Origin of the sequence: Knoellia terrae, from assembly GCF_048606435.1 — a bacterium.
Lineage (GTDB): Bacteria > Actinomycetota > Actinomycetes > Actinomycetales > Dermatophilaceae > Knoellia > Knoellia terrae.
In genome coordinates this window covers 101359-128161 of the sequence record NZ_JBMBWH010000005.1, presented here as the reverse complement: position 1 = coordinate 128161, position 26803 = coordinate 101359, and the positions used below count along the sequence as shown (strand labels likewise).

Annotated in this window: 29 protein-coding genes and 1 pseudogene; 18 read left to right on the top strand and 12 right to left on the bottom strand. The window is 71.0% G+C overall.

Annotation, left to right across the window (positions count from 1 at the left end; all coding sequences use genetic code 11):
• Positions 1-5: 5 nt before the first annotated feature.
• Positions 6-1385 (bottom strand): dihydrolipoyl dehydrogenase, encoded by a 1380-nt coding sequence (gene lpdA / locus ACOJV9_RS08970; RefSeq protein WP_420184854.1) that lies wholly within the window; start codon positions 1383-1385, stop codon positions 6-8.
• Positions 1386-1587: 202 nt separating this feature from the next.
• Here lpdA and ACOJV9_RS08965 point away from each other — a divergent pair, with 202 nt between their 5' ends.
• The gene (locus ACOJV9_RS08965) at positions 1588-1923 is read left to right on the top strand and encodes a hypothetical protein (RefSeq protein WP_420184853.1); all 336 of its coding nucleotides are present in this window, start codon (positions 1588-1590) and stop codon (positions 1921-1923) included.
• Positions 1924-1949: 26 nt separating this feature from the next.
• On the opposite strand, the gene ACOJV9_RS08960 is transcribed toward ACOJV9_RS08965, so the two are convergent.
• Positions 1950-2735 carry a matrixin family metalloprotease gene (locus ACOJV9_RS08960; protein ID WP_420184852.1) on the bottom strand — a complete coding sequence of 262 codons (786 nt, stop codon included), beginning with the start codon at positions 2733-2735 and terminating at the stop codon, positions 1950-1952.
• A gap of 196 nt (positions 2736-2931) precedes the next feature.
• Between ACOJV9_RS08960 and ACOJV9_RS08955 the strand changes: the two genes are divergently transcribed.
• Positions 2932-3123 (top strand): DUF5302 domain-containing protein, encoded by a 192-nt coding sequence (locus ACOJV9_RS08955; RefSeq protein ID WP_420184851.1) that lies wholly within the window; start codon positions 2932-2934, stop codon positions 3121-3123.
• Between the two features lie 148 nt (positions 3124-3271).
• Here the strand turns inward: ACOJV9_RS08955 and ACOJV9_RS08950 are convergent, their stop codons facing one another.
• Positions 3272-4813: a leucyl aminopeptidase gene (locus ACOJV9_RS08950; protein WP_420184850.1), complete on the bottom strand. Its 1542-nt coding sequence runs from the start codon at positions 4811-4813 to the stop codon at positions 3272-3274.
• Between the two features lie 100 nt (positions 4814-4913).
• Between ACOJV9_RS08950 and gcvT the strand changes: the two genes are divergently transcribed.
• Genes gcvT through ACOJV9_RS08935 form a run of 3 tightly spaced genes read left to right on the top strand, consistent with a single transcriptional unit; the run spans position 4914 to position 6736 of the window.
• Positions 4914-6026, top strand: coding sequence for a glycine cleavage system aminomethyltransferase GcvT (gene gcvT / locus ACOJV9_RS08945; protein ID WP_420184849.1), 1113 nt, complete (start codon positions 4914-4916; stop codon positions 6024-6026).
• Between the two features lie 3 nt (positions 6027-6029).
• On the top strand, positions 6030-6524 hold the full coding sequence (locus tag ACOJV9_RS08940) for an OsmC family protein (RefSeq protein ID WP_420184848.1): 495 nt from the start codon (positions 6030-6032) through the stop codon (positions 6522-6524).
• Positions 6521-6736, top strand: a complete 216-nt coding sequence (locus ACOJV9_RS08935; RefSeq protein ID WP_420184847.1) for a hypothetical protein — start codon at positions 6521-6523, stop codon at positions 6734-6736. Before ACOJV9_RS08940 ends, ACOJV9_RS08935 begins: the two co-directional genes overlap by 4 nt.
• A gap of 4 nt (positions 6737-6740) precedes the next feature.
• On the opposite strand, the gene ACOJV9_RS08930 is transcribed toward ACOJV9_RS08935, so the two are convergent.
• Positions 6741-7322: a DUF3043 domain-containing protein gene (locus tag ACOJV9_RS08930; protein ID WP_420184846.1), complete on the bottom strand. Its 582-nt coding sequence runs from the start codon at positions 7320-7322 to the stop codon at positions 6741-6743.
• Positions 7323-7385: 63 nt separating this feature from the next.
• Between ACOJV9_RS08930 and ACOJV9_RS08925 the strand changes: the two genes are divergently transcribed.
• The 5 genes and pseudogenes from ACOJV9_RS08925 (at position 7386) to ACOJV9_RS08905 (ending at position 11283) form a co-directional block, all read left to right on the top strand.
• Complete coding sequence (locus tag ACOJV9_RS08925) at positions 7386-8759, top strand: dipeptidase (protein ID WP_420184845.1); 1374 nt, start codon at positions 7386-7388, stop codon at positions 8757-8759.
• A 2-nt stretch (positions 8760-8761) separates the two neighbouring features.
• Positions 8762-9805, top strand: coding sequence for a glutathione S-transferase family protein (locus ACOJV9_RS08920; protein ID WP_420184844.1), 1044 nt, complete (start codon positions 8762-8764; stop codon positions 9803-9805).
• Positions 9806-9902: 97 nt separating this feature from the next.
• Positions 9903-10136: pseudogene (locus ACOJV9_RS08915) on the top strand (RNA polymerase sigma factor); the annotation flags it as partial.
• Between the two features lie 29 nt (positions 10137-10165).
• Positions 10166-10465 carry an RNA polymerase sigma factor gene (locus tag ACOJV9_RS08910; protein ID WP_420184843.1) on the top strand — a complete coding sequence of 100 codons (300 nt, stop codon included), beginning with the start codon at positions 10166-10168 and terminating at the stop codon, positions 10463-10465.
• A complete protein-coding gene (locus tag ACOJV9_RS08905; RefSeq protein ID WP_420184842.1) occupies positions 10462-11283 on the top strand; it encodes a hypothetical protein in 822 nt (273 codons plus the stop codon). Before ACOJV9_RS08910 ends, ACOJV9_RS08905 begins: the two co-directional genes overlap by 4 nt.
• Here the strand turns inward: ACOJV9_RS08905 and nadA are convergent.
• Complete coding sequence (gene nadA, locus ACOJV9_RS08900; RefSeq protein WP_420184841.1) at positions 11189-12388, bottom strand: quinolinate synthase NadA; 1200 nt, start codon at positions 12386-12388, stop codon at positions 11189-11191. The two genes, ACOJV9_RS08905 and nadA, sit on opposite strands and share 95 nt — an antisense overlap.
• A gap of 159 nt (positions 12389-12547) precedes the next feature.
• Between nadA and ACOJV9_RS08895 the strand changes: the two genes are divergently transcribed.
• From ACOJV9_RS08895 to ACOJV9_RS08885, 3 genes are all read left to right on the top strand, one after another.
• Positions 12548-14161 (top strand): M28 family metallopeptidase, encoded by a 1614-nt coding sequence (locus tag ACOJV9_RS08895; RefSeq protein ID WP_420184840.1) that lies wholly within the window; start codon positions 12548-12550, stop codon positions 14159-14161.
• 93 nt (positions 14162-14254) lie between these two features.
• Positions 14255-15418 carry a glycerate kinase family protein gene (locus ACOJV9_RS08890; protein WP_420184839.1) on the top strand — a complete coding sequence of 388 codons (1164 nt, stop codon included), beginning with the start codon at positions 14255-14257 and terminating at the stop codon, positions 15416-15418.
• A 119-nt stretch (positions 15419-15537) separates the two neighbouring features.
• Positions 15538-15912, top strand: a complete 375-nt coding sequence (locus tag ACOJV9_RS08885; RefSeq protein WP_035937310.1) for a HesB/IscA family protein — start codon at positions 15538-15540, stop codon at positions 15910-15912.
• Between the two features lie 85 nt (positions 15913-15997).
• On the opposite strand, the gene ACOJV9_RS08880 is transcribed toward ACOJV9_RS08885, so the two are convergent.
• Positions 15998-16546, bottom strand: coding sequence for a hypothetical protein (locus tag ACOJV9_RS08880; protein ID WP_420184838.1), 549 nt, complete (start codon positions 16544-16546; stop codon positions 15998-16000).
• Positions 16543-16899 (bottom strand): PadR family transcriptional regulator, encoded by a 357-nt coding sequence (locus ACOJV9_RS08875; RefSeq protein WP_420184837.1) that lies wholly within the window; start codon positions 16897-16899, stop codon positions 16543-16545. The genes ACOJV9_RS08880 and ACOJV9_RS08875 overlap by 4 nt, the downstream gene beginning before the upstream one ends.
• 79 nt (positions 16900-16978) lie before the next feature.
• On the opposite strand from ACOJV9_RS08875, the gene ACOJV9_RS08870 reads away from it, so the two are divergent.
• Positions 16979-17959, top strand: coding sequence for a carbohydrate kinase family protein (locus ACOJV9_RS08870; protein WP_420184836.1), 981 nt, complete (start codon positions 16979-16981; stop codon positions 17957-17959).
• Between the two features lie 10 nt (positions 17960-17969).
• Positions 17970-18656, top strand: a complete 687-nt coding sequence (aat, locus tag ACOJV9_RS08865; protein WP_420184835.1) for a leucyl/phenylalanyl-tRNA--protein transferase — start codon at positions 17970-17972, stop codon at positions 18654-18656.
• Between the two features lie 3 nt (positions 18657-18659).
• On the opposite strand, the gene ACOJV9_RS08860 is transcribed toward aat, so the two are convergent.
• Complete coding sequence (locus tag ACOJV9_RS08860; protein ID WP_420184834.1) at positions 18660-18884, bottom strand: sulfurtransferase TusA family protein; 225 nt, start codon at positions 18882-18884, stop codon at positions 18660-18662.
• The gene (locus tag ACOJV9_RS08855) at positions 18881-20008 is read right to left on the bottom strand and encodes a cysteine desulfurase family protein (RefSeq protein WP_420184833.1); all 1128 of its coding nucleotides are present in this window, start codon (positions 20006-20008) and stop codon (positions 18881-18883) included. The genes ACOJV9_RS08860 and ACOJV9_RS08855 overlap by 4 nt, the downstream gene beginning before the upstream one ends.
• 92 nt (positions 20009-20100) lie before the next feature.
• On the opposite strand from ACOJV9_RS08855, the gene ctaC reads away from it, so the two are divergent.
• Genes ctaC through ACOJV9_RS08840 form a run of 3 tightly spaced genes read left to right on the top strand, consistent with a single transcriptional unit; the run spans position 20101 to position 23144 of the window.
• Positions 20101-20991, top strand: a complete 891-nt coding sequence (ctaC, locus tag ACOJV9_RS08850; protein WP_420184832.1) for an aa3-type cytochrome oxidase subunit II — start codon at positions 20101-20103, stop codon at positions 20989-20991.
• Between the two features lie 23 nt (positions 20992-21014).
• Positions 21015-22736 carry an aa3-type cytochrome oxidase subunit I gene (ctaD, locus tag ACOJV9_RS08845; protein ID WP_420184976.1) on the top strand — a complete coding sequence of 574 codons (1722 nt, stop codon included), beginning with the start codon at positions 21015-21017 and terminating at the stop codon, positions 22734-22736.
• A gap of 3 nt (positions 22737-22739) precedes the next feature.
• Positions 22740-23144: a cytochrome c oxidase subunit 4 gene (locus ACOJV9_RS08840; RefSeq protein WP_420184831.1), complete on the top strand. Its 405-nt coding sequence runs from the start codon at positions 22740-22742 to the stop codon at positions 23142-23144.
• Positions 23145-23258: 114 nt separating this feature from the next.
• On the opposite strand, the gene ACOJV9_RS08835 is transcribed toward ACOJV9_RS08840, so the two are convergent.
• From ACOJV9_RS08835 to qcrA, 3 genes are all read right to left on the bottom strand, one after another.
• A complete protein-coding gene (locus ACOJV9_RS08835; RefSeq protein ID WP_420184830.1) occupies positions 23259-23612 on the bottom strand; it encodes a metallopeptidase family protein in 354 nt (117 codons plus the stop codon).
• 202 nt (positions 23613-23814) lie between these two features.
• Positions 23815-25632, bottom strand: coding sequence for a cytochrome bc1 complex cytochrome b subunit (gene qcrB, locus ACOJV9_RS08830; protein ID WP_420184829.1), 1818 nt, complete (start codon positions 25630-25632; stop codon positions 23815-23817).
• Positions 25629-26759 (bottom strand): cytochrome bc1 complex Rieske iron-sulfur subunit, encoded by a 1131-nt coding sequence (gene qcrA, locus ACOJV9_RS08825; RefSeq protein WP_420184828.1) that lies wholly within the window; start codon positions 26757-26759, stop codon positions 25629-25631. Before qcrA ends, qcrB begins: the two co-directional genes overlap by 4 nt.
• Between the last annotated feature and the right edge of the window lie 44 nt (positions 26760-26803).

Here is a 26803-nt window from a genome sequence, read left to right as displayed (position 1 = left end):
CAACTCTAGTTGTGAGCATGCAGGGGTTTGCCTGCAAGTGCCAGATGGGCTTCCCCGAGCGCTTCGTTCTGCGTCGGGTGCGCGTGGACGAGGGGTGCGACGTCCTCGGCGTGGGCCTCCCAGCCGACGATGAGCTGGGCCTCGCCGATCTGCTCACCCATGCGGGCGCCGACCATGTGCACGCCGACGACGGGTCCGTCCTTGGTGCGGACGAGCTTGACGAAGCCCTGGGTCTGGAGGATCTGCGACTTGCCGTTGCCGCCGAGGTTGTACTCGTACGTCTCGACCTCGCCGTGGACCTCGCGGGCCTGGGCCTCGGTGAGCCCGACCGAGGCGATCTCGGGGTCGCAGTAGGTGACCCGGGGGATGCTCGTCTCGACGATGGTCGCGGGAGCCAGCCCGGCGATCTCCTCGGCGACGAAGATGCCCTGCTGGAAGCCGCGGTGCGCGAGCTGGAGCCCGGGCACGATGTCGCCCACGGCATACACACCCTCGAGGCTCGTCCGCAGCCGGTCGTCCGTCGTGACGAAGCCGCGGTCCATCGTGACGCCGGCCTCCTCGTAGCCGAGGCCGTCCGTGACGGGGCCACGGCCGACGGCGACGAGCAGCAGGTCGGCCTCGATGCTCGTGCCGTCCTCGAGCGAGACGGTGACGACCTCGCCCTCCTGGCTGGCGCCGGTGAACGTCACGCCCGCCCTGACGGTGATCCTGCGCTTGCGGAAGGCGCGTTCGAGCACCTTGGACACGGCCTCGTCCTCGGCGGCGACCAGCCGCGGGAGGGCCTCGACGACCGTGACCTCGGAGCCGAAGGAGCGGAAGACCGACGCGAACTCGACGCCGATGACTCCGCCACCGAGGACGACGACGCGGTCGGGGACGTGGTCGAGCTGCAGCGCCTGCTCGCTCGTCATGATCCGGCCGCCGATCTCGAGGCCGGGCAGCGTCCTGGGGTAGGAGCCGGTGGCGAGGACGACGTGGCGACCGGTGACGCGGCGCCCGTCGACCTCCACGGTGCTGCGGTCCACGAGCCGCCCGGTGCCCTCGACGACCTCGACGCGGTGCGCCTTGGCGAGGCCCTGGAGGCCCTTGTGGAGCCGACCGACCACGCCGTCCTTGTAGGCGTTGACGCCGGCCATGTCGATCGACTCGAACGTGGCGCGCACGCCGAACTGCGCACTCTCACGGGCGGAGTCGGCCACCTCGGCCGCGTGCAGCAGGGCCTTGGTCGGGATGCAGCCCACGTGCAGGCAGGTGCCGCCGAGCTTCGCCTTCTCGACCAGGGCCACGCGCATGCCGAGCTCGGCCGCACGGAAGGCGCAGGCGTAGCCCCCGCTGCCCCCGCCCAGGATGACGACGTCGTAGGTGTCCTCGGCGGTGGCCGGCATCGGTGCTGCTCCCTCGGTTCGCTGACGGGGCGCGCGCCGAGCGGGTCTCGCCGACCGGGCGCCAGTGGCGCCCATCCAATCACTGCGCCGTGTCGGCCGTCACACGAGGTCGGACCGTTGGGCGTCGGGACCCTCCGTATGCCGTCCGCGTGTCCAGCGAACCCTCAGCCCCTTCTCGACCTCCGCCCGTATCGTGGTCGCCATGGCGTGGTGGAGCAGGCGCAAGGGTGGGGGTCGCAAGGCCGCGCCGGGCTCGGTGGCGCCCTCCAAGGACGACGCAAAACGGGCCCGCACGCACTTCACCGAGTTCGCCGCCACGCGACGCGGTGTCGAGGCCTTCGTCGAGCCGGCCACCCACGTCACCGCGACGACGGTCATCCTCATCGCCCATGACGGCGAGTGGACGCGCCGGGCGGTGGCCTCCCGGGAGGACGCCTTCCGGATCGCGACCGAGATGCAGCTCCCGACCTACGACGTCAACCAGACCGGCTACCCGCAGCGCATGCGGGACTGGAACGCGCGCCAGCGCGGACGCTGACCTGCACTCGGTCGCCTCGGAGCGGGTCAGAACTCCCGGCGGCAGGGCACGTTCGCCAGGGCAGCCAGCCCCCGGCGGTCGCCGTCACCCAGCCGGGTCTGGCCGGAGTTCTCCGCGAACATCAGCTGGGCGGGGTCCTCCGAGTGGTCCAGGCCGATCAGGTGGAGCAGCTCGTGGGCAACGACCGCCACCGCCAGCTCGTGACCGCCCCTCTGCCCGCTGATCCTCGTGAGCTCGGGTCCGTCGAGGTGGACGATCCCGGAGACGTTGTGGAGCCGTTCGGACCGGTCGGCAACGGCCACGCTTCCTCCCATCCCCGCGATGGACCCGTCGAGCGTCGGCACCCGCTCCGGCGTGGTCCAGGCCACGAGGGCCGGCGACCACCGGTTGCCGTAGCGGGCCCGGTCCATCGGCTGCCGTTCCTCGGCGGCGAGCTCGTCGGTCGCCCCGTCGACGACGAGGCGCAGCCCGGCGGCCGGGGAGACCATCGCGATCGCGTCGTCGAGGATGCGCTGGGCCGTCGGGGGCGCGGCCTCGAAGCTGACCACGAGGTGGAGCGGCCGGCAGGGGTCGTAGGCCGCGACCCCGCGGGTGTTGGTGAGGAGCAGGGAGTAGCCGTCCGCCCCTGCGGGTGGCAGGGGCGCCGCGACGAGTCGCGACAGCCCGGCGTCGGCGGGCAGCGGGGGCCGGCCACCGGCGACGCTGATGATCTGCGCCACGTGGTCGAGCTGCTCGCTCGCAGCCTCCCGGAGCCAGAGCAACCCGCCGGTCACGGCCACGGTGACCACGAGCAGGGGGAGGACGCCTCCCACGCCGCCCCGTCGGCGGGGTGGCGGAGCGACCCCGCCGCTCTCCCGGTCCGTCCACCCGCCCATCGACATGCGCCCCAAGATGACATCCCCCCTGCCGCGGTGTCCGCCCTTTCGGTGACTTCACGGGAATCCCGATGGATGCGGAAGGCTCGGCGTGCCAGAGTGAGCCGACCGCACCACCGATCCAGGAGGCCCTGTGTCCGAGTCGAAGAGCCCGCGTCCGACGCCCAGCGAGGACATGAAGAAGAAGTTCAGGGAGGCCCTGGACAAGAAGCACGCGCACGGTGGGGCCGACGTCTCCGACCACTCGGAGCGGTCCAAGGTCGACCACGGCCACGGTCCGGAGACCTCCGGCCGCGACCAGATGTTCCGCCGCAAGTCCGGCTGAGTCCCGAACCTTTCCCGCCCGATCACGCAAAGTGACCCTTCCCCCCGGAACATTTCCGGGGGGAAGGGTCACTTTGCGTGATCAGGCGCAAAACTGCCTCCAGCGAAGGGGGTTGGGAAGCTCGAGCCCCGTGAGGGCTGGCCGTGGGTCAGCCGGCGTGGTCCTCGATGAGGCGCACGAGGGTGGCGACGCCGTAGCCGGTGCCCCCCTTGGGGATGACCCCGTCGGGCTCCTTCTCGTTGAACGACGGTCCGGCGATGTCGACGTGCGCCCACGGGATGCCCTCGCCGACGAACTCCTGGAGGAAGAGACCGGCCGTGAGCATGCCGCCCCAGCGGTCCGCCTTGTGCGCGAGGTCGGCGACGACGGAGTCGAGGCCGGCGCGCAGCTCACGCGGGAGCGGCATGGGCCACGAGTCCTCGCCCTCGGCTGCCCCCGCGTCGACGACGCGGGCCCGGAAGTCGTCGTCGTTGGCCATGACGCCGGCGACGCGGCTGCCGAGCGCGACCATCTGCGCACCGGTGAGGGTGGCGATGTCGACGATGACGTCGGGCTTCGCCTCGCTGGCCAGGCACAGGCCGTCGCCCAGGACCATGCGGCCCTCGGCGTCGGTGTCGAGAATCTCGACCGTGGTGCCGTTGCGCATCGTCACGACGTCGCCGGGGCGCTGGGCCGTGCCGCTCGGCATGTTCTCGGCCAGGCAGAGGTAGCCGGTGACCGCGACAGGACCACCGAGCTCTGCCGCGGCGAGAACCGTCGCGGCGACGGCTGCGGCCCCGGCCATGTCGGACTTCATCGTCAGCATGCTGCCGGCCGGCTTGATGCACAGGCCGCCGGAGTCGAACGTGATGCCCTTGCCGACGAGTGCCACCGAGGGACCCTTGGACGAGCGGGTGCGACCGGGCGAGTAGGTCATCGTCACGATCCGTGGCGGGTTGACCGAGCCCTGGCCGACGCCGACGATGCCACCGAAGCCGCCCTTGGCCAGGGCCTTCTCATCGAGCACGGAGACGGTGACCTTGCCGGGCGAGGCCGCGACGACGGCCTTGACCCGGTCGACGAACGCCTGCGGCGTGAGCAGGTTCGGCGGGGTGTTGACGAGGTCGCGGGCGAGGTCGCGGGCGGCGCCGATCACGGCCGCACGCTCGACGGCGGCCTTCGCCGACTTCCCCTGGCCGACCGACGACACGACGGTGATCTCCGGCGCCGAGGAGGGCTTCTTCGGCGAGGGGGACGCCTTGGCGGTCCCGGTCGACACCTTCGTGGAGGCGGCGTCGAACGTGTACGAGCCGGCATACGCACCGTCGGCGACGGCGGCGAGCGCGGCCTCGTCCGGGGCCGGCAGGGCCACCGCCACCGAGGCCTTGGTCGACACCGAGCGCAGGGCGGTGCCGGCGGCGGAGCGCAGGACGTCGGCCGTGACCTCGTCCGCCGGACCGAGGCCGGTCACGACGACGGCGGTCGCCTTGACGTCGGGGACGGCGACGACGCGCGCGACCTCGCCGGGCTTGCCCTTGGCCTCGAGGTCGGCGAGGACCGCGGCGAGGTGCTTCGCGGCCGCGGAGGGCAGTCCGTGCCCGGCCGCGAGCTGCGCTCCGGAGTCGGTGGACACGGAGCCGACGACGAGGGCGTCGACCTTGAGGCCGGCGGCGTCACGCGTGGTCAGGTTCAGGCTGGGTGCTGCGGTCACTCTGTCACTCCTGGCTCGTCTGGGACCCGGGCGAGGTCGTCGCCCTTCGACCCGCACCCTAGCCGCGGCCCTCGTCGGGACCTCGCGATACCGTGCCCACATGACCGAGCTGCTGCACTCTCCCGTCCATGACCGGCACGTCGCCCTGGGCGCGAAGATGGCCGACTTCGGCGGGTGGGAGATGCCGATCGAGTACCCCGGCGGCGGTGTCGTCGCCGAGCACACGGCGGTGCGCGAGCGGGTCGGCCTCTTCGACGTCAGCCACCTCGGCAAGGCGCGGGTCAGCGGTCGTGCCGGCGACCTCAGCGCGCTCGACTTCGTCAACTCCTGCCTCACCAACGACCTGCGCCGCATCGGTCCCGGTCAGGCCCAGTACACGATGTGCTGCCAGGACGACGGGGGCGTCGTCGACGACCTCATCGCCTACGTCCGCAGCGACGAGGACGTCTTCCTCATCCCCAACGCCGCCAACACCGCCGCGGTCGTCGACCTGCTCCGGCTCGCCGCGCCCGAGGGACTGACGGTCGAGAACCTGCACGACGCGTATGCCGTGTTCGCCGTCCAGGGTCCGCTCAGCGACGAGGTCCTCACCTCCCTGGGCCTGCCGGTCGGCCACGACTACATGTCGTTCGTCGAGGCGCAGTGGCAGGGCGCCCCCGTCATCGTGTGCCGCACCGGCTACACGGGGGAGCGCGGCTACGAGCTCGTCCCCACGTGGGACGCCGCCGGCGCGCTCTGGGACGCGCTCGCCGCCGCGGTCGCCGACCACGGCGGTATGCCGGCCGGTCTCGGTGCCCGCGACACCCTGCGCACCGAGATGGGCTACCCCCTCCACGGCAACGACCTCAGCACCGAGATCACGCCCGTCATGGCGGGCGCCGCCTGGGCCGTCGGCTGGGACAAGCAGAGCTTCTGGGGCAAGGAGGCGCTCACCGAGCAGCGCGCTGCGAAGACCTCCCGTCTGGTGCGGGGCCTCGTCGTCACCGGCCGGGGCATCCCGCGCGCCCACTGCTCCGTCCTCAAGGACGGCGAGGTCGTCGGCGAGGTGACCTCGGGGACGTTCAGCCCGACGCGCAAGGAAGGCATCGCCCTGGCCCAGCTGGAGCGCTCGGTCACGGTCGGCGACGAGGTCGTCATCGACGTGCGCGGTCGCGAGGTGCCCGCCACGGTCACCAAGCCGCCGTTCGTCGAGGTCGGCGTCCGCGAGGCCTGAGCCGTGTCGGCCGAGCACCGCGCCGGTGCCCACACCTACCGCGCCACGCTCGCGTGGGAGGGCTCCACGGGAGCTGGCTACACGGCATACGCACGGGAGCACGAGGGAGCCGTTCCGCCGGCGACCGAGGGGTTCGCGCTCAGCGCCGACCCCCATTTCCGGGGTGACGCCACACGGGCCAACCCCGAGCAGCTGCTCGTGCTCGCGGCGAGCTCGTGCCAGCTCCTCTCGTTCCTCCACGTGGCGGCGAGCGCCGGCCTCGACGTGCTCGACTACACCGACGACGCCGAGGGCGTCATGCCGGAGGACGTGCGGCCCCTGCGCCTCACCCGGATCACGCTGCGCCCTCGCGTGCTCGTCGCCGTGGGCAGCGACGTCAGCCGGTTCCACGCCCTCGTGCACGAGGCGCACGCCAGCTGCTTCATCGCCAACTCACTCACCACCGAGGTCGTCGTCGAGGCGACGGTCGAGGTCGCACCCAAGGAGAACCCGTCATGACCGAGTCGTGGACCTGGACCTACGAGGACAGCGAGGGCGCGGAGGTGGCCGGGGAGCCGACCACCGACACGGCGTTCCCGACGCAGTCGGATGCCGAGAACTGGTTCGGAGAGGTGTGGCGCGAACTGGCCGAGGCCGGGGTCGCTGCCGTGTCGCTGCACCGCGACGGCGAGAAGGTCTACGGCCCGATGCGTCTCGACGCATCCGCGTGAGCGGTCAGCTCGGGTAGTCGCCGCGCTCCACGAGCGGGCGCGGCATCCGGGTCCGGCGCATCTGGAACGCCCGCATGGCCGCGTAGAACCCGTCGCCGCGGCTCACGGCCGCCTCGCCGTGCTTGGCCTCGATCTTCTTCTTGACGCGTCGCCACATGAGGAACGTGTCGATCGCCGCGGCGGTGATGAGGCCGTAGACGAGCGCGAACACGACGAGCATCGCCCACGGCTGCCGGACGAACGACAGAGCGAGCACGATGAGCATCACCGGGAGCATGAACTCGGCCACGCCCCAGCGGGCGTCGACGTAGTCGCGGATGTAGCGCTTGACCGGTCCCTTGTCGCGCGGCGGCAGGTGCGTCTCGTCGCCGGTGAGCATCGCGTGACGCTGCTTGACCATGGCCTCGCGACGCCTGGCTCGGTCGGTGCTCCGCGCAGCCTTGCGGTCGGTGACGACGAGGGGCTGTCTGCGCGCCGCCTCCTGGTCACGCCGCTTGGGCGTGGGGCGGTTCTTGGCGCCGGCGCGGGTGGCCGTGACGGCCTGCTCCGCGAGCTCTTCGTTGGTGGTCCTGCTGCGTCCGAACACCGGTTGAGTGTATGCCGCCGGGCTGGGTCCCTCCGAGCCCATCGCGCTGAGTAGGGTCGGGACGTGACCGATCCCAGCAAGACGACCGCCCTGGCTGACCCTTCTGCGATCCGGGAGACCGTGCGCGGGCTCATGCCCCGGCTGCGTGCCGACCTGGAGGACCTCACCCGGATCCCCAGTGTCTCGCTCCCGGCCTTCGACCAGACCCATGTCGACGCCTCGGCCCTGGCGACGGCGGAGCTGCTGCGCGCCGAGGGCCTCGAGGTCGAGATCGTCCGGGAGGGGGGCGCCCCGGCCGTCATCGGGCACATCGCCGGCCCCGAGGGCGCGCCGACCGTCCTGCTCTACGCGCACCACGACGTGCAGCCGCCCGGTGACGACGCCGACTGGGACAGCGCACCGTTCGAGCCGACCGAGCGGGACGGCCGCCTCTACGGTCGCGGCGCCGCCGACGACAAGGCCGGGATCATGGCCCACGTCGCGGCGCTGCGGGCCCACGCGGGCAACCTCCCGGTCGGCGTGACGGTCTTCGTCGAGGGGGAGGAGGAGGTGGGCTCCGACTCCCTCCTCACCATCCTCGATCGCCACGGTGACAAGCTGCGCGCCGACGCCATCGTCCTGGCCGACTCGATGAACTGGGACATCGGCACGCCGGCCCTGACGACGACGCTGCGCGGCCTCGTCCGGGTCGTCGTCACCGTCTCGACGCTCGACCACGGCGTCCACTCGGGCATGTTCGGCGGCGCGGTGCCCGACGCCATCACCGCGCTCGTGCGCCTCATCGCGACCCTCCACGACGACGAGGGCAACGTCGCGGTGGCCGGGCTGAAGTCGGGCGAGGCCGCGGACCTCGACTTCTCGGAGGAGCGGCTGCGCGAGGAGTCCGGCCTGCTCGACGGCGTGTCGACGATCGGATCGGGGTCGCTGCTGTCCCGGATGTGGACCAAGCCGGCCCTGACGACCATCGGGCTCAACGTCCCGACCGTCGAGCGGTCGTCGAACACCCTCGTCCCGTCCGCCTCGGCCAAGCTCTCGATGCGCATCGCCGCCGACGAGGAGCCGACGGACGCGTACGCCGCGCTCGAGGCCCACCTGCGCGAGCACGCGCCGTGGGGAGCCAAGGTCGAGGTCCACCTCGACGACCAGGGCGCCGGTTTCGCGGCCCACGCCCACGGTCCTGTCTACGACCAGGCCCGGGTAGCCTTCGCCGACGCCTGGGGCACGGACCCGGTGGACATCGGCGTCGGCGGGTCGATCCCGTTCGTGGCGGCCTTCGCCGAGCGCTTCCCGGAGGCGGCCATCCTCGTGACCGGGGTCGAGGACCCCGACACCCGGGCCCACGGGGCCAACGAGTCGCTGCACCTCGGCGAGTTCGAGAACGTCTGTGTGGCCGAGGCCGTGCTCTTCGCCCGCCTCGGCGCGATGGGGAGGAGCTGACCATGCCCGAGACCACGAGCCAGGGGACCTACGTCGAGCCCGAGTTCGAGCGGGACACGACCTACATCGAGGACCGAATCACCGCGGACGCCGGGCCGTGGCCGGTCGAGGCCGGTCGCTACCGCCTCGTCGTCGCCCGGGCCTGCCCGTGGGCCAACCGCGCGATCATCGTGCGACGCCTCCTCGGACTCGAGGACGCCATCTCCATGGGCATCTGCGGGCCGACCCACGACTCCGACTCGTGGACCTTCGACCTCGACCCGGACGGGCTCGACCCGGTGCTGCGCATGCCGCGCATCAAGGACGCCTACCTCGCCCGGTTCCCGGACTACCCGAAGGGCATCACGGTCCCGGCCGTCGTCGACGTGCCGAGCGGCAAGGTCGTCACCAACGACTTCCCGCAGATGACGATCGACCTGTCGACCCAGTGGACCGAGCACCACCGTGACGGGGCGCCGGTGCTCTACCCCGAGGCCCTGCGCGACGAGATCGACGAGGTGAACAAGCGGGTCTACACCGAGGTCAACAACGGGGTCTACCGGTGCGGCTTCGCGGGGACGCAGAAGGCGTACGACGCGGCATACGAGCGGCTGTTCACGGCCCTGGACTGGCTCGAGGAGCGGCTGTCCTCCCAGCGCTACCTCGTCGGCGACACGATCACCGAGGCCGACGTGCGGCTGTTCACGACGCTCGCCCGCTTCGACGCGGTCTACCACGGCCACTTCAAGTGCAACCGCACCAAGCTCACTGAGATGCCGGTCCTCTGGGCCTATGCGCGCGACCTGTTCCAGACGCCGGGCTTCGGCGACACGACCGACTTCGTGCAGATCAAGAGCCACTACTACGAGGTCCACCGGGACATCAACCCGACCGGCGTGGTGCCCGCCGGTCCGGACCTGTCGGGCTGGGCGACGCCGCACGAGCGCGAGTCGCTCGGCGGCCGCCCCTTCGGGGACGGCACGCCGCCCGACCCGCCGCCGGAGTCGGAGCGCGTCCCCGCCGAGCACAACCCGCACGTGGGCGCGGACGGCCTCATCACCGCCTGACCCTTCGGGGCCGCTCGCCGCGGTTCCGCCGTGACCAGGCGCGGACCATTTCTCGCTGGAGGTCAACCTTCCCCGCACACGGTGCGACTCTGCTGGTGTGGGTCCACTTCTGCGGGTCGCCGGTGAGCGTGGCTCCGGTGCCCCGGCCGCCGTGGCCGACCTCGACCGGGACGAGGCGGTGGCCCTGCTGTTCCGGGCGCACTGCGCCGACCTCGTCCGCCTCGCGTACGCGCTGACGGGCGACAGGGGAGCGGCCGAGGAGGCGGTGCAGGACGCGTTCTTCGCGCTCCACCGCAACTGGGGCACGCTGCGCGACCGATCGGCCATGCACGCCTACCTCAGGGCGGCCGTGGTCAACCGGTGCCGGTCCGTGCACCGGGGGAGGGCCCGGCGGTCCGGGCCACCGAGCCGCTCCGGCCGGAGCTCGTGTCCCGGCCGGGAGCCGATGCCGAGGCCCTCGCCCACGAGGACTCGCTCCTCATCGCCGAGCAGGTGCGGGGCCTTCCCCAGCGCCAGCGCGAGGTCATCGTGTGCCGTTACTCCCTGGACCTCACCGAACGCCAGACCGCGGAGCTTCTCGAGGTGTCCATCGGGTCGGTCAAGAAGCACGCCAGCCGGGCGCTGGCCGCCCTGCACGACCGGATGGAGGTGGCGCCATGAGCACGGTGGAGGAACGCACGCGCGAGGCGCTGCAGGACGCCGTCGACTCCCTTGGCGTCACCGACGACGACATCTCCCGCATGGAGGCCGAGCTGGGGGCGGCCCTGCCACGGACACGACGCCCGGTGGCACCACGGGGGACCACGCCGGCACGACGGCGCTGGAGCCTGGCCGCCGACGGCGAGATGCTGGCCGTCATGTACGCGCCCGCCTACCTCGAGGGCTTCGCCGGCGACCGGCTCGTCTCTCGCTCGGGCGACGTCTACACCGTGTCCCTGGCGCAGGGCTGCACGGAGACCTGGCGCGTCCGTGGTGAGCTGCAGCTCGAGCGGCTCTCTCCGGAGCCGTACCTGGCCGGCGAGCTCTCGATTCCTCCTGTCGCGGAGACGCCCGGCTTCGGCATCGAGAAGGACGTCGTCGACGGAGTGTGGCTGCATCCCGGTACGGGCACGGTGCTCGCCGTCGGCAGGCCGTGGGGAGGGAGCGTCCTCAGGTACGTCCTCGATGACGACGGGGACGGGGCGAGCGACCCCGACCAGCGAGGTCGCGTGACAGTACCGGACAACGGCGTGCCGGTGTTTCAACCGGACGCAGGGGAGGGCCCGCGTGCTGGACTTCTCCACCAACCGGATGAGCCAGAAGGTCATGACGACCACGAGCGCGCCCGGCGGATGCCTGCCGGGACAGGGTCCCCACACGTGGGTCGGGGTCACCTGACGGGCGTCAGTCCTTTGACGTCTCGCCCGGCAGCGCGAGCATCTGGTCGAGGGCGACGCGGGCGTCCGCGGCGACCTGCTCGTCGACGCGGACGGGGTTGACCACCCGCCCGTCGACGAGCGACTCGAGCGCCCACACGAGGTGCGGCAGGTCGATGCGGTTCATCGTCGAGCAGTAGCAGACGTTCTTCTCGAGGAACGTGACCCGCTGCGCGGGGAACATCTGCCCGAGGCGCTGTACGAGGTTGAGCTCGGTGCCGACGGCCCACGCGGTTCCGTCGGGCGCCGCCGCGATCGTCTGGATGATCTTCTCGGTCGAGCCGACCTCGTCGGCCAGCTCGACGACCTCGTGTCGGCACTCCGGGTGGACGATGACGCGCACGCCCGGGATGGTGGCGCGGGCTGCATCGACCGCCTCAGTGGTGAAGCGCCCGTGCACCGAGCAGTGGCCGCGCCACAGGATCATCCGCGCGTCCCGCAGCTGCTCGACGGTGAGGCCGCCCATCCGGCGGTGCGGGTCCCAGACCACGCAGTCGTCGAGCGACCCACCCAGGTCCCGGGCCCACGTGTTCCGGCCGAGGTGCTGGTCCGGCAGGAACAGCACCTTGCCGTCCCCCTCGAGACCACCCCGCTCCGACAGCGCCCAGGTGAGCGCCGTCCTGGCGTTGGACGACGTGCACACCGTGCCGCCGTGCCGTCCGGTGAAGGCCTTGATCGCTGCCGAGCTGTTCATGTAGGTGACGGGGACAACCGCGTCGGCGACACCGGCCTCGACGAGCTCGTCCCAGCAGTCCTCGACCTGGGCGATCGCGGCCATGTCCGCCATGGAGCACCCGGCGGCCAGGTCGGGAAGGATGACGGTCTGCTCGTTGCTGGTGAGGATGTCGGCCGACTCGGCCATGAAGTGGACCCCGCAGAAGACGATCCACGGCGCGTCCGGGCGCGCCGCTGCCTCCTTGGCGAGCTTGAAGGAGTCACCGGTGACGTCGGCGAACTCGATGACCTCGTCGCGCTGGTAGTGGTGACCGAGGACGAAGACCTTGTCGCCCAGGGCCGCCTTGGCGGCGCGCGCACGCTCGACCAGTCCGGGGTCCGACGGTGCCGGGAGGTCGCCCGGGCACTCCACGCCGCGCTCGGAGTGCAGGTCACGTCCACGTCCGAGCACGAGCAGCGGCAGCGGCAGCGGGGCAGCAGGTGTGGTCGTCACGACATCGATCGTATGCCGGGTGGCCGGGTGCGAAACCCTCCGCCCGGAAGCCCTATCCGGGACGGCACCTCCACGGCTACGGTGACCTTGGCTCAACCCCCGACGAGCCACGGGACCACCTGCAATGGGGCAGGTGGCCATCCTCGAAAGGCACCACTCGTGAAGAAACAGGACATCACCCGCGCCCTGTGGCTCCGTCTCGGAGCAGCGGCAGGCGGAACGGCTCTGGTCCTGGCGGCCTCAGCACCCGCCGGAGCAGACCCCGCCAACAACACCTCTGCCAAGCTCCGCAAGGCCGTCACCACGGCCGGCGTCATGGAGCACCTCCAGAACCTCCAGTCGATCGCGGACGCCAACGACGACACCCGCGCGTCGGGAACCCCCGGCTACACCGCGTCGCGCGACTACGTCGTCGACCGGCTCAAGGCGGCCGGCTACTCACCCACCGTCCAGGCCTTCGAGTTCCCGTTCTACCGCGAGCTCGGTGACGCGACGATGGAGCGCGTGGCACCCACTGCCAAGACGTACCAGCTGGGGACCGAGTTCGCGACGATGACCTACTCGGGGTCGGACCAGGTCACCGCTCCCGTGACGAAGGTCGACGTGATGATCCCGTTCGGTCCGGCGGCCAACAGCTCCACGTCGGGGTGCGAGGCAAGCGACTTCACCGGCTTCCCCGCCGGCAACATCGCCCTGATCCAGCGCGGGACGTGCCCGTTCGGGGTCAAGGCCGTGAACGCCCAGGCGGCCGGTGCATCGGCGGTCGTCATCATGAACGAGGGCCAGGCAGGTCGCACGGACGTCATCGCCGGCACGCTCGGCGCGCCCGACGTCACCATCCCGGTGCTCGGCACGAGCTACGCGGTCGGTGTGGAGCTCTCTGCCGCAGGGACGGTGCTCAAGATCGGCACCAGCACCGAGTCCGCGATCCGCACGACGTGGAACGTGCTCGCCGAGACCGCCAAGGGCAACGACGACAACGTCGTCATGGCGGGGGCGCACCTGGACAGCGTCGTGGCCGGCCCCGGCATCAACGACAACGCCAGCGGCAGCGGCGCGCTGCTCGAGATCGCCGAGCAGTTCGCCAAGGTCAGCCCCAAGAACACCGTGCGTTTCGCCTGGTGGGGCGCCGAGGAGCTCGGGCTGCTCGGCTCCGAGCACTACGTCGCCGACCTCGTCGAGAACGACCCCGAAGGCCTGGCCGACATCGCCCTCTACCTGAACTTCGACATGGTCGGCTCGCCGAACTACGTCCGGTTCGTCTACGACGGCGACAACTCGCGCTTCCCTGTCGGCGCCAACGCGGCCCTGGGCCCGCAGGGCTCGGGCTCCATCGAGGACCTGTTCCACGACTACTTCGCGTCGCAGAACCTCCCCTCGGAGGAGACGCCGTTCTCCGGACGGAGCGACTACGGGCCCTTCATCGCCGAGGGCATCCCGGCCGGTGGCCTCTTCACCGGGGCCGAGGGCGTCAAGACCGCCGAGCAGGCGGCCATCTTCGGCGGAACGGCAGGCATCGCCTACGACCCCTGCTACCACCAGGCCTGCGACACCATCAACAACGTCAGCGTCAAGGCGATGGACGAGAACTCGGACGCCATGGCGCACGCCGTCGTCACCTACGCGATGAGCACCGCCGATGTCAACGGTGGTGAGGGCCGTCCCGCCTCGCCTCCCGGCCAGCACGTCGAGGGCCAGCCGGTCGGCGTCGGCACCACGAGTGGCGGTGGCCTGCATGACGACCACGACCACGAGCAGGGCGACCTCTCCTGAGGCTCCGCTGAGCACGTCCGCACCAGCAGGAGGGCCGGTCATCCCCACGGGTGGCCGGCCCTCCGGCGTCCGTCGTTCGCTAGCGTGCCTTTCGTGCACGTCGTCATCGCCCCGGACTGCTTCACCGGAACCCTCACCGCCATGCAGGCCGCCGAGGCCATGGCCGCAGGGTGGCACGACACGGCGCCCCGCGACGTCCTGACGCTGCTGCCACTCTCCGACGGCGGGCCCGGGTTCCTCGACGTCCTCGCCAACGCCCTCGACGGCACCACGGTGGCGCTCACCGTCAGCGACCCCCTCGGTCGTGAGGTGCCGGCCGCCGTGCTCGTGACGGACGTGGCCGGGGAGCGGACGGCATACGTCGAGTCGGCGCAGGCCGCAGGCCTGCACCTCCTTGCCGCGGACGAGCGCAACCCGGCCCTCACCAGCACGTGGGGTGTCGGCCAGCTCGTGCGGGCGGCGCTCGCGGAGCGGCCGAACCGCATCGTCGTGGGTCTCGGGGGCAGCGGGACGAACGACGCCGGGGCCGGCATGCTCGCCGCCCTTGGCGCGGGGCCGGCCGAGAGCCTGGCTCGCGGTGGCGGGGCCCTCGCGGCGGCTCCCGACGACGCGCTGCAGGGCCTGTTGGCGCTGCGCGAGGAGCTCGCCGGGGTCGAGCTCGTCCTCGCGACCGACGTCGACAACCCGCTGCTCGGCTTCAAGGGGGCGAGTGCGGTGTTCGCCCCGCAGAAGGGTGCCACCCCCGAGGTCGCGCAGGAGCTCGAGGCGGCGCTCGGCCGGTTCACCGAGATCGTCGCGCGCACCATGCCCGCACCCACCGACCTGCTCACCGGCGCACCTCGGCGCCTCGACCGCGAACCGGGTGCCGGTGCCGCGGGCGGCCTGGGCTATGCGCTGCTCCTCCTCGGCGGGCACCGGGTCAGCGGCGTCCAGCTCGTGCTCGACGCGGTCGCGTTCCACGACGTCCTCTCGGGCAGCGACCTCGTCGTGACGGGGGAGGGGACCTTCGACTGGCAGAGCCTCAGCGGCAAGGTCGCCGCGGGGGTCGCGGAGGCTGCCCTGGCCGCGGGGCTGCCCAGCGTCGTGCTCGCCGGACAGGTCCTCGTCGGCCGCCGCGAGACCATGGGTCTGGGCATCAGCGGCACGTACGCCGTCGCGGAGACGCCCGCGCAGCTGGACGCAGCGATGCTCGACCCGGTGGGCACCCTGCGTGCGCGCGCCGCCCGCGTCGCCAGGACGTGGTCCCCTGCTCGGTGATGTCGCCGTGGGGACGTACGCTGGGAGGACGCACGGGAACAGATGACGGTTGCGAGCAGTTGCGACCTGATGCACGACCACCGACCACCCGAGCCCCGACGCAGCACAGGAGTCACCCCATGAGCGAGCTCGACACGCAGGCCCCCGAGACCACCACCGAGGCACCGGCGCACGGCGTCCTCCTCACCGACCTCGCCGCCGGCAAGGTCCGCTCCCTGCTCGAGCAGGAGGGTCGTGACGACCTTCGCCTGCGCGTGGGAGTCCAGCCCGGTGGCTGCTCCGGCCTCATCTACCAGCTCTACTTCGACGAGCGCAGCCTCGACGGCGACCTCGTCCGCGACTTCGACGGTGTCGAGGTCGTCGTCGACCGCATGAGCGGCCCCTACCTCGAGGGCGCGACGATCGACTTCTCCGACACCATCGAGAAGCAGGGCTTCACCATCGACAACCCCAACGCCGGCAGCTCCTGCGCCTGCGGCGACAGCTTCGGCTGAGCCGCGGCCCCCGCGCCGCACGAGAAGGGCCTGCCCACCATCACGGTGGGGAGGCCCTTCCCGTGTCGGGGGGGGATGTATGCCGTCAGGCGCGTTCCATGGACGCCACGGCCGACCGGTCCCCTCGGCTCAGGACTCGCCAGGCCTTCGATACCACGACGAAGGTCAGGAGCGGTAGCCCCACGACGGGCACGAACGAGCCGCCTGCGCCGACGGCGAACCCACGCCCGTCCGGCTCGACCCGGGCCGCGAAGTCGATGCCGAACCACGGGAAGACGAAGCCGCGGACGGTCTCCCCGGTGACCCCGCTGGCCTCCACCCCGGCCGTGAACGCGGTGGCGGTGAACATCAGCGAGAAGAGCACCAGCGTGAAGACCCCTGAGGCCCACACCGCCCCCTGCGACCAGCGCGGCCGGGTCGGGTCGCCGTCGTTCGCGGCATGCGCGAGCTCCTTGGGCGAGCCGATGCCGAACAGGGCCCGGGTCGTGCCCACGTCGGCGCTCGCCTCGACGAGGTTGGCGCGCAGCTCGCGGCGCAGCTCACGCCTGCGTGACCCGCGCACCCCCCGCATCTCGAGCCAGAAGTCGTAGCGCAGCAGGGCGTTCTCGATGCGGAGGCGGTCCTGGACGGTCATGCGGGTTCCCCTGTCGGACGAGCGGCGTGGACTGCGGCAGTGGCCGTCGCGACGGACCGCACGAGGTCGCCCCACGCCGTCTGGCGGTGGGTGAGCTCGGCGCGGCCGGTGTCGGTGAGCCGGTAGTACTTCCGCGCGGGACCGGAGTCGCTGCGCAGGAGGTAGGACTCGAGGAACCCGGCGGCCTCGAGCCGGGTCAGACCGGGGTAGACGGTTCCCTCGGCCAGGTCCTCGAAGCCGGCCCGGCGGAGCTGGGTGACGATCCCGTAGCCGTACTGGTCGCCGGTCGACAGCATGCTCAGCAGGAGGAGCCCGAGGACTCCCTTGAGCATCTGTGCGTCATGGGCCGGCATGGGCCCCTCTTCGCCGAGTACTGGGCATTGTCAAGTACCTGCGTATGTCCACCCCTCGTGGGCGAGGTAGGTTCAGGCCGTGCGCATCGCAGTCACCGGGTCCATCGCGACCGACCACCTCATGACCTTCCGCGGCCGCTTCGCGGACTCGCTCGTCGTCGAGCAGCTGGACAAGATCTCGGTCTCGTTCCTCGCCGACACCCTCGAGATCCGGCGCGGGGGAGTCGCGGGCAACATCTGCTTCGGCATGGCCGCCCTCGGGCAGCGACCGCTGCTCGTCGGCGCAGCGGGTGAGGACTTCGCCGACTACCGCAGCTGGCTCACCCGGCACGGTGTCGACTGCGACCACGTCCTCGTCTCGTCGACGAAGCACACGGCCCGCTTCGTCTGCACGACGGACGACGACATGGCGCAGATGGCGACCTTCTACGCGGGCGCCATGAGCGAGGCCCGGCTCATCGAGATCGGTCCCATCGCCGAGGGCGGGCTCGACATGGTGCTCATCGGCGCCAACGACCCCGAGGCCATGCTGCGCCACACCGAGGAGTGCCGCACGCGTGGCATCACCTTCGTCGCCGACCCCTCGCAGCAGCTGGCCTTCGCCGACGGGCCGTTCATCCGCCGGCTCATCGAGGGCGCCGACTACCTCTTCACCAACGAGTACGAGGCGCACCTCACCGAGCAGAAGACCGGCTGGAGCGAGGCCGACATCGACGCCCAGGTGACGACCCGCGTCATCACCAAGGGCAAGGACGGGGCGGTCATCAAGACCCGCGGCGAGGAGCCGATCGAGGTCCCCATCGCGCTCGAGGCCCGTCGCGCAGACCCCACGGGGGTCGGTGACGCCTTCCGCGCGGGCTTCCTCACCGGCCTGTCGGCCGGGCTGGAGCACCGCCGCTGCGCGGAGATCGGCTCCCTGCTCGCGACCTACGTCCTCGAGACCGTCGGCACGCAGGAGTACACGCTCGACAAGCGCGCCTTCCTCGACCGCCTCGCCCGCGCCTACGGCGACGACTCGGCTGCCGACGTCGAGCCGCACATCACCTGCTCGGGGCACTGACCGCACCACCGTGACCGTCCCCTTCCCGCCGGTCGAGCCGCCTGCGAGCGAGTGGGAGCTCGGCCGCCTGCGACCCACCCCGGACGACGACCTCGTCGGCGCCGGTGCCGACCTCGAACCCGGCACGGTGCTCGCCGCCTACCGCTCCGGGCTGTTCCCCATGGGTCTGGGCCCGGACGGAGGCCGCCCGCTCGGCTGGTGGTCGCCACAGCCCCGCGGCGTGCTCGAGCCCCGGACGTTCCGCGAGCGCCGCTCGCTCAGGAAGGCCCGCGCCCGCTTCGAGATCCGCGTCGACACGGCCTTCGTCGACGTCGTCCACCGGTGCGCGGACCCGGAGCGCGAGGGCCGCTGGATCACCGACGAGATCGTCGAGGCGTATGCCGCGCTGCACCGGCTGGGCTGGGCGCACAGCATCGAGACGTGGCGCGAGGACCGCCTCGTCGGGGGTCTCTACGGCATCGCGATCGGCGGCCTCTTCGCCGGAGAGTCGATGTTCCACGCCGAGCGGGACGCGTCCAAGGTCGCGCTGGCCGCCCTCGTCGACCTCGTGCGGGCCGACGGCGACCTCCGCCGCCTCATCGACGTGCAGTGGGCCACCGAGCACCTGCGCGGCCTGGGCGTGGCCGAGTGGACCCGGGAGCGCTACCTCGAGGCCCTCGGGACGGCGCTCGACGCGCCGCCGATCCGGTTCGGCTGACGCTCAGCCGAGAACGACGACGTATGCCGTGTGCGCATCTCGACGCTCGAGCGTCACGGTGTGCCCGCGCATGCGGGCCCAGGCGGGGATGTCCGCCTCGGCGGCTGGGTCGTCGGCGAGAGCCACGAGCGTGGTGCCCGGGGGCCGGTCCCGGGCGAGGCGGGCCAGCTGGATGACCGGCAGGGGGCACCTGAGGCCGCGGGCGTCGAGATCGATGTGGGCGGTCACAGCCCGTCCACCCCGAGGCGCCCCCTGAGCTCGGCGACGACGTCCGGCAGCGCGCTGCAGAGGGCGTCGACGTCCCGTGCCCGGTCCGGGCTGACCGCCTCCAGCGGGAGGGTGACGCGGACGTTGCCGTGCGTGAGCGCGCCCATGGCCGCGAGGACGTGGCTCGGCTCGAGCCGGCTGGACGTGCACGCCGACCCCGAGGCCACGACGACGCCCCGGCGGTCGAGGGCGTCCACGAGGCTCTCCCCGTCGACGTAGAGCGCGCTGAACGTCACGACGTGGGGGAGCCGGTCGACGGGGTCGCCCACCACCTCGACGTCGGCGACGGCCGCCGCGGCGGTGCGGATGCGGTCGACGAGGGCACGCGCCGAGGCCTCCTCCGCGGCCCGGGTATGGTCCACCTGTCGCCATGCCTCTGCGGCGGCGAGCGCCAGGGGGACCCACGGGTCGGCGGGCTCGCGCCCGTGCTCGGGCTCCCAGCGTGGACCGGGCACGTCGAAGCGGGTCCCGGTGCGCACGGCCAGGACCCCGATAGGGGGGCCGGCGACGGTGGCCGCATCGCCGACGAGGACGTCCCAGCCGCTCGGCGGCGCCACCCGGCCGAGGGCCGCGGTGGCATCGACGAGCAGCGGGACGGAAGCAGCGCGGCATACGGCGAAGATCTCGTCGACGGGCTGGGTGGTGCCCACCTCGCCGTTGGCCTGCTGGATGGCGACCGCCGCCACGGGTGGGCCGTGCAGCGCGCTCGACACGCGGGCCGGCTCGACGCGCCCCCACCGGTCGACGGCGATCGGCACGCAGCCCGGGTCCGCGTCGTGCGCCTCGTGCAGCAGGACCGCCTGGTCCACCGCCGTCGTGAGGACCCGGGTGCCCACGCGGCGACGGGCGTGGCGCAGGCCGGCCACGCCCAGCCGCAGGGCGTGGGCGCCGCTCGGGTGGAAGGACACCTCGCCCGGTCGGGCACCCATCGACGCGGCGACGCTCTCGCGTGCCTGGTCGAGGAGCAGGCGGGCCCGCCGGCCGTCACGGTGGAGGCGTCGGGGGTCGGCCCATCCGGCGTCCAGAGCGGCCAGCAGGGTGGCCCGGGCGGACGGGTGCAGGGGACTGCGGGTGGCGTCGAGCACGTGCCGACCGTAACCCGACCCGTCCCCGGCCGCCGGGCCTGCATGCACTAGTGTTTGTGCTGTTCCAGCCCACGACGCAGGAGGGTGCTCCGGTGCCTCAGCACGACCACATCAACCCCCGCACGCGCGGTCGGCGACTGGCCACGTGGGCCGTGGTGTCGGTGGCGGCGTTGCTGGCGCTCAGCGGCTGTGAGCTGGGGGAGTTCAAGGACGGATACCTGCCCAACGGCATCACCGAGAACTCCGAGCGCGTGCGCGACCTGTGGGTCGGTGCGTGGATCGCCTGCCTCGCGGTCGGAGCGCTCGTCTGGGGGCTGACCGCCTGGTGCGTGGTGGCCTATCGCCGGCGTCGCGACGACAACGAGCTGCCGGTGCAGCTGCGCTACAACGTGCCGCTCGAGATCCTCTACACGATCGTCCCGATCTTCATGGTCGCCGTCTTCTTCTTCTACACCGCCCGTGAGCAGAGCGCGCTGCTCGACACCGAGCAGGACCCCGCCGTGACCATCAACGTCGTCGGAAAGCAGTGGGCCTGGGACTTCAACTACCTCGAGGGCGACGTCCACGAGGTCGGCACGCAGGCCATCCTCACGGGGGAGCCCGGCGCCGAGGAGACCATCCCCACGATGTACCTACCGGTCAACGAGCGCGTCGAGTTCGTTCTGACCGCCCGCGACGTCATCCACTCGTTCTGGGTGCCCCAGTTCCTGCAGAAGCTCGACGTCATCCCCGGCCGGGTCAACAAGTTCCAGGTGGTCCCCACCGAGGAGGGCACCTTCAAGGGCAAGTGCGCCGAGCTCTGTGGCGCCTACCACGCCAACATGCTGTTCAACGTCAAGGTCGTGCCTCGCGCCGAGTTCGACGCGCACCTGGAGGACCTGAGGTCGCGGGGTCAGACCGGGCTGCTCGGGACCGACCTCAACCGCGAGGGATTCACTCCGGAGGAGATGGCGAAGCTCCCCGAGGAACTGAGGAACCGATGAGTGCTGCAACCGACACCCGGACGATGCTTCGAGAGCGTCAGTCCGTCTCACGGGCGCGGATTGCGCCCGGCGCCACCGTCGTGAAGTGGATGACGACCACCGACCACAAGGTCATCGGCAACCTCTACTTCATCACCTCCTTCGTCTGGTTCCTGCTGGCCGGGCTCATGGCCCTGGTCATCCGCGCCGAGCTCATGCAGCCCGGCATGCAGATCGTGGACAACCCGGACCAGTACAACCAGATGTTCACGATGCACGGCACGATCATGCTGCTGCTGTTCGCGACGCCGCTGTTCGCGGCGTTCGCCAACGCGCTCATGCCGCTCCAGATCGGCGCGCCCGACGTGTCGTTCCCCCGCCTCAACATGTTCGCGTACTGGCTCTACCTCTTCGGGGGGCTCATCGCGGCCGGCGGCTTCCTCACGCCCGGCGGCGCGGCGTCCTTCGGCTGGTTCGCCTACACGCCGCTGTCGGACACCGCCTACAGCCCCGGCATGGGCGGCAACCTCTGGGTCTTCGGCCTCGCCCTCGGTGGCTTCGGGACGATCCTCGGTGCGGTCAACTTCATCACGACGATCCTCACCATGCGCGCGCCCGGCATGACGATGTTCCGGATGCCGATCTTCACGTGGACCGTGCTCATCACCTCGATCCTCGTGCTCCTCATCTTCCCGGCCCTCGCCGCGGCACTCTTCGCGCTCGGCGCCGACCGCCGGTTCGGCGCGCACATCTTCGACCCGGAGGCGGGCGGTGTGATGCTCTGGCAACACATCTTCTGGTTCTTCGGGCACCCAGAGGTCTACGTCATCGCCCTGCCGTTCTTCGGGATCATCTCGGAGATCCTCCCGGTGTTCTCGCGCAAGCCGATCTTCGGCTACAAGACGCTCGTCTACGCGACCATCGCCATCGCGGCGTTGTCCGTCTCGGTCTGGGCCCACCACATGTACGGCACCGGTCAGGTGCTGCTGCCCTTCTTCGCGATCATGACGATGCTCATCGCCGTGCCGACGGGGGTGAAGTTCTTCAACTGGATCGGCACGATGTGGGGCGGCAAGCTCACCTTCGAGACCCCGATGCTGTGGGCGATCGGCTTCCTCGTGACCTTCCTCTTCGGTGGCCTCACCGGTGTCATCCTCGCCAGCCCGGCGCTGGACTTCCACCTCACCGACAGCTACTTCGTCGTGGCGCACTTCCACTACGTCGTCTTCGGCACGGTCGTGTTCGCGATGTTCGGTGGCTTCTACTTCTGGTGGCCCAAGCTCACCGGGCGGATGCTGGACGAGCCGCTGGGGAAGATCCACTTCTGGATGCTCTTCATCGGCTTCCACACGACCTTCCTCATCCAGCACCTCCTGGGCATCTGGGGTATGCCGCGTCGTTACGCCGACTACCTCCCGGAGGACGGCTTCACGTTCGCCAACCAGGTCTCGACGGTCGGTGCCTTCATCCTGGGCGCCTCGATGATCCCGTTCTTCTACAACGTGTGGAAGACGTGGCGCTACGCGCCGCTGGTCGAGACCGACGACCCGTGGGGCTACGGTGCTTCGCTGGAGTGGGCCACGTCCTGCCCGCCGCCACGCCACAACTTCAACTCGATCCCGCGCATCCGCTCGGAGCGCCCGGCGTTCGACCTCAACCACCCTGACGCGGCACCGGCCGGCTACGAGTCGTCCGGGCTCGTCAAGGCCCTCGGCGCAGCCGATCTGGGTGGCGACTCGATGTCCGCAACTGACAAGGAGTCCTGACCGATGCTGGCGATGGAACGGATCGGTATTCTCCTCGGCGTCTTCGCCACCGCCATGGCGCTGCTGTACGGGTTCTGGAGCGACTGGACCGAGCCGGTCGGCGTCACCGGGCTGACGCTCGGGGCGCTCCTGGGCTTCATGATCGCCGGCTACCTGGCCATCACCCGGCGCAAGCTCGAGGGTGTCCCCCCGGAGGACGACCCGCTGGGCGACATCAGCGACATCGCCGGTGACTACGGCTTCTTCAGCCCGCACAGCTGGTGGCCGCTGTGGCTGGCCGCGTCCAGCGCCCTCATCTTCCTCGGTCTGGCCATCGGCTGGTGGATCGTCGCCCTCGGCGCGGTCCTCACCGTCCCCGCGCTGGTCGGGTGGGTCTACGAGTACTGGAAGGGCCCGCACGCCCTCTGAGCGCGCTCGCACGCCCTCTGAGCGGGCTGCTTGGCTGACGGAGCACGTGTGCCGCCGCGGCTCTGCGCGGGGTTGAGCTCGAACCGCTGAGGCTCGTTCCGGCCGGGTCGGAGCTCAGCCCCAGCCGAGCTCGTGCAGGGTGTCGTCGTCGATGCCGAAGTGGTGGGCGATCTCGTGCACGACCGTCACGGCGATCTCCTCACGGAGCTCCTCGACGTCCTCACACATCCGCGTGAGCGGTCCCCGGAACAGCGTGATGCGGTCCGGCAGGTTTCCCAACCCCCAGCCGGCGTCCCGCTCGGTCAGCGGAACCCCGTCGTAGACACCGAGCAGGTCCGGGTCGTCCGTGGGGGGTTCGTCCTCGACGAGGAAGACGACGTTGTCGAGCATCGCCATGAGCTCCTCGGGGACCTCGTCGAGCGACTCCTCGACGATGGCCTCGAACGCGGCGGGATCAATCGGCTGCACCGGCCCCACCCTGTCACGTCCGCTCAGGTCCTTCCCGCAGGGGGCGGGACGGTGTGCGGGCGAGCTGGGCGTGCTTGCCTGGGGGAACTCCCGGACGACAGTGATCCGCCGACCTCGAACCCTGTCCACACAGAACAGCGGCCCCGAGGACGAGGGTCCTCGAGGCCGCTGGGGGAGCGGGTGAGCCGGGAGGCTCGTCAGCTCATTCCTTCATCCGACTGGCGCTGCCGACTCCACGGGACTCCGAGGGGACGTCGGCACCGTGACCACCGTCGTCGGGGCCGTGGTCCTGGCGACCGTCGATGTGCTCGTAGTCCAAGGGTGCCTCGATGGCCTCCGCCTGCTGCCCGTCGTGGTGGGCCGCCGCCAGCTCCGCCGGGGTCACGGGGTTGACCGCGTCCTTGAAGTAGAAGTGCGACATCTTGACCCGCAGGCGGTCCTTGAGCTTGAGCGGACGCTCGACACCGTTCTCGTCCACGCCACCGGTGAGCTGGAGCGGGGCCACCGGCTCGTGCTGCACGAGGATCCAGCGCTCCTGGTCGGTGAGCGCGTCGTGCCGCTCGTGGAAGGAGCCGTCCGCGCCACGGATGATGCGTCCCGACTCGCGAGCGTGCAGGGCGAGGTCACGGTCACGGCGCTGCAGGCTGAGGCAGATTCGCTTGGTCACCCAGAAGGCGAGCGGTGGCCCGACGAAGAGAGCGATCTGGAACGCCCGGGTGATGTCGTTGATCGACATGCCGAGCTTGATCGCCATGATGTCGTTGCCGGCAGCGAACATGAACACCGAGTACGCGACGATGCCGGCCATGCCGATGCCGGTCCGGGTCGGGTTGTTGCGCGGTCGGTCGAGCAGGTGGTGCTCGCCGGTGTCACCCGTGACCCAGCGCTCCACGAAGGGGTAGGCGCCGAGCACGATGTAGACCAGTGGCAGCAGCACCAGGGCCCCGAGCGCAATGTTCAGCGACAGCGTGAAGCCGAGGATCTCGAACTCGAGCCAGCCCGGCAGCAGCCGCAGCGCACCGTCGTAGGCGCCCATGTACCAGTCGGGCTGGGAGCCGGCGGTGACCGGCGACGGGTCGTAGGGGCCGTAGGCCCAGATCGGGTTGATCGTGAACAGCGCCGAGATGAGGGCGATGATCCCGAAGACGATGAAGAAGAACCCACCGGCCTTGGCGGCATACACCGGCATGACGCGGTAGCCCACGACGTTGTCGTTGGTCCGGCCAGGGCCGGGGAACTGGGTGTGCTTGTTGACCGCCACGAGCACGATGTGCGCGGTGAAGAGGCCGACGATGATCGCGGGCAGGAGCAGCACGTGCGCGCTGTAGAGGCGCGGGATGATCGCCTCGCCGGGGAACGGGCCACCGAAGATGCCGTAGGCGAGGTAGGAGCCGATGACCGGGGCCGTCTGGACGAAGCCCTCCATGGCGCGAAGACCGGTGCCCGAGAGCAGGTCGTCCGGGAGGGAGTAGCCCGCGAAGCCCTCGATGGCCGCGAGCAGGGCGAGGACCGTGCCGATGACCCAGTTGAGCTCACGCGGCTTGCGGAACGCGCCGGTGAAGAACACGCGGAACATGTGCACGGTGAGGCCGACGACGAACATCAGGGCGGCCCAGTGGTGGATCTGGCGCACGAGGAGCCCGCCCTTGACGTCGAACGAGATGTTCAGCGTCGAGGCGTAGGCGTCGGACATGGTCACGCCGCGCAGCGGGACGTAGGAGCCGTCGTAGACGACCTGGGTGGCGCTGGGCACGAACCAGAGAGTCAGCAGGGCACCGGAGAGCAAGCAGATGATCAGCGAGTACATCGCGATCTCGCCGAGCATGAACGACCAGTGGTCGGGGAAGACCTTGCGCAGCAGGTAGTTGATGCCCTTGGCCGAGCCGGTGCGGTCGTCGATCCAGCCGGCGACTCCGCCGACCTTGCGCGCGCCCGCACTGGGACCCTCGTGCCGGGGCCTGGTGTCGCCGTCGCGCAGACGGTCTGCCGGGCGCCCGGCGGGGACGGTGTCGGTGCTCATGCTGAACCACGCTCCCAGAAGCTCGGACCAACGGCCTCTTTGAAGGGGCCCTTGGAGATGAGGTAGCCCTCGTCGTCGACCGTGATCTCCAGTTGGGGCAGAGGTCGCTTGGCCGGGCCGAAGATGACCTTGCAGTCCTGTGTCACGTCGAACGTCGACTGGTGGCACGGGCACAGCAGGTGGTGGGTCTGCTGCTCGTAGAGCCCGACCGGGCATCCCACGTGCGTGCAGATCTTGGAGTAGGCGACGATGCCCTGGTGGCCCCAGTCCTTCTCCTTCTGGGACTTGATGTCGTCCGGGTCGAGGCGCATGACGAGCACAGCCGCCTTGGCCTTCTCCTCGAGCACGTGCTCCTCGAGGTCCAGCAGTCCTTCGGGCATGACGTGGAAGACCGAGCCGATGGTTACCTCGCTGGCCTTGATCGGGGTGTTCTGGGGGTCCCGCATCAGGCGGAGCGGCGCGTTGGGGTAGCTGCCGTCCTCCTCCTTGTGGCCGTTCCAGAAGCTCACGGAGAGGTCGTCTCCCGGGAGCGGGCCGAGGCCGCCGAGAACCGGGAGGACGACCGGGACCGCGAACAGGCCGAGGGCCCCGCCGAGGGCGTACTTGATGAGGGGGCGGCGGGTGAGGTGCGCGGTCTCGGCGCCGTCGCCGAGGATCTGCACGAAGTCGGTGCGCGCCTCGTCGGCCGAGCGCATCGGGTGCCGGTCCTCGACCTCCTCCTGGTCGGGCATGAGGGTCTTGGCCCAGTGGACCGCGCCGAAGCCGATGCCGAGGAGGGACAGCGCCATCGTGACGCCGAGCAGGGCGTGCAGGGCGTTGGTCTGACCGATGCCCGGGATGAACATCGTCGCCTCGGAGTCCACGGCGAAGTACGCGACGATGAACCCGAGCGTGCCCAGGATGGAGAGGATGAAGAGTCCGCCGACGACGCGCTCGGCCGTCTTGGCGCCGACCTCGCTGAGGTCGGCCGTGCGGTGGGCGTGCGGAGGAAAGCCCGGGTTCTCGAAGCGTGCCGGGATGCCGCCGTCGCCGACGACGTGACCCTGGTCGAGCCGAACGGCGGTGGAGCCGAACTCACCCTGCGGGGTGACCTCGCCCTCGGTGGGGTGGCTGTCCTTCTCGTTCATCGGAGGTTCGATCCTGTCGACGGAGCGTGGGAGGCGGTGGGCTG

Coding starts and splice junctions, on each gene's coding strand:
- lpdA (WP_420184854.1), bottom strand. CDS start 1,385: ATGCCGGCCACCGCCGAGGACACCTACGACGTCGTCATCCTGGGCGGG.
- gcvT (WP_420184849.1), top strand. CDS start 4,914: ATGACCGAGCTGCTGCACTCTCCCGTCCATGACCGGCACGTCGCCCTG.
- ACOJV9_RS08920 (WP_420184844.1), top strand. CDS start 8,762: ATGCCCGAGACCACGAGCCAGGGGACCTACGTCGAGCCCGAGTTCGAG.
- ctaD (WP_420184976.1), top strand. CDS start 21,015: ATGCTTCGAGAGCGTCAGTCCGTCTCACGGGCGCGGATTGCGCCCGGC.
- ACOJV9_RS08965 (WP_420184853.1), top strand. CDS start 1,588: ATGGCGTGGTGGAGCAGGCGCAAGGGTGGGGGTCGCAAGGCCGCGCCG.
- ACOJV9_RS08905 (WP_420184842.1), top strand. CDS start 10,462: ATGAGCACGGTGGAGGAACGCACGCGCGAGGCGCTGCAGGACGCCGTC.
- ACOJV9_RS08885 (WP_035937310.1), top strand. CDS start 15,538: ATGAGCGAGCTCGACACGCAGGCCCCCGAGACCACCACCGAGGCACCG.
- ACOJV9_RS08840 (WP_420184831.1), top strand. CDS start 22,740: ATGCTGGCGATGGAACGGATCGGTATTCTCCTCGGCGTCTTCGCCACC.
- qcrB (WP_420184829.1), bottom strand. CDS start 25,632: ATGAGCACCGACACCGTCCCCGCCGGGCGCCCGGCAGACCGTCTGCGC.
- qcrA (WP_420184828.1), bottom strand. CDS start 26,759: ATGAACGAGAAGGACAGCCACCCCACCGAGGGCGAGGTCACCCCGCAG.
- ACOJV9_RS08880 (WP_420184838.1), bottom strand. CDS start 16,546: ATGACCGTCCAGGACCGCCTCCGCATCGAGAACGCCCTGCTGCGCTAC.
- ACOJV9_RS08875 (WP_420184837.1), bottom strand. CDS start 16,899: ATGCCGGCCCATGACGCACAGATGCTCAAGGGAGTCCTCGGGCTCCTC.
- ACOJV9_RS08935 (WP_420184847.1), top strand. CDS start 6,521: ATGACCGAGTCGTGGACCTGGACCTACGAGGACAGCGAGGGCGCGGAG.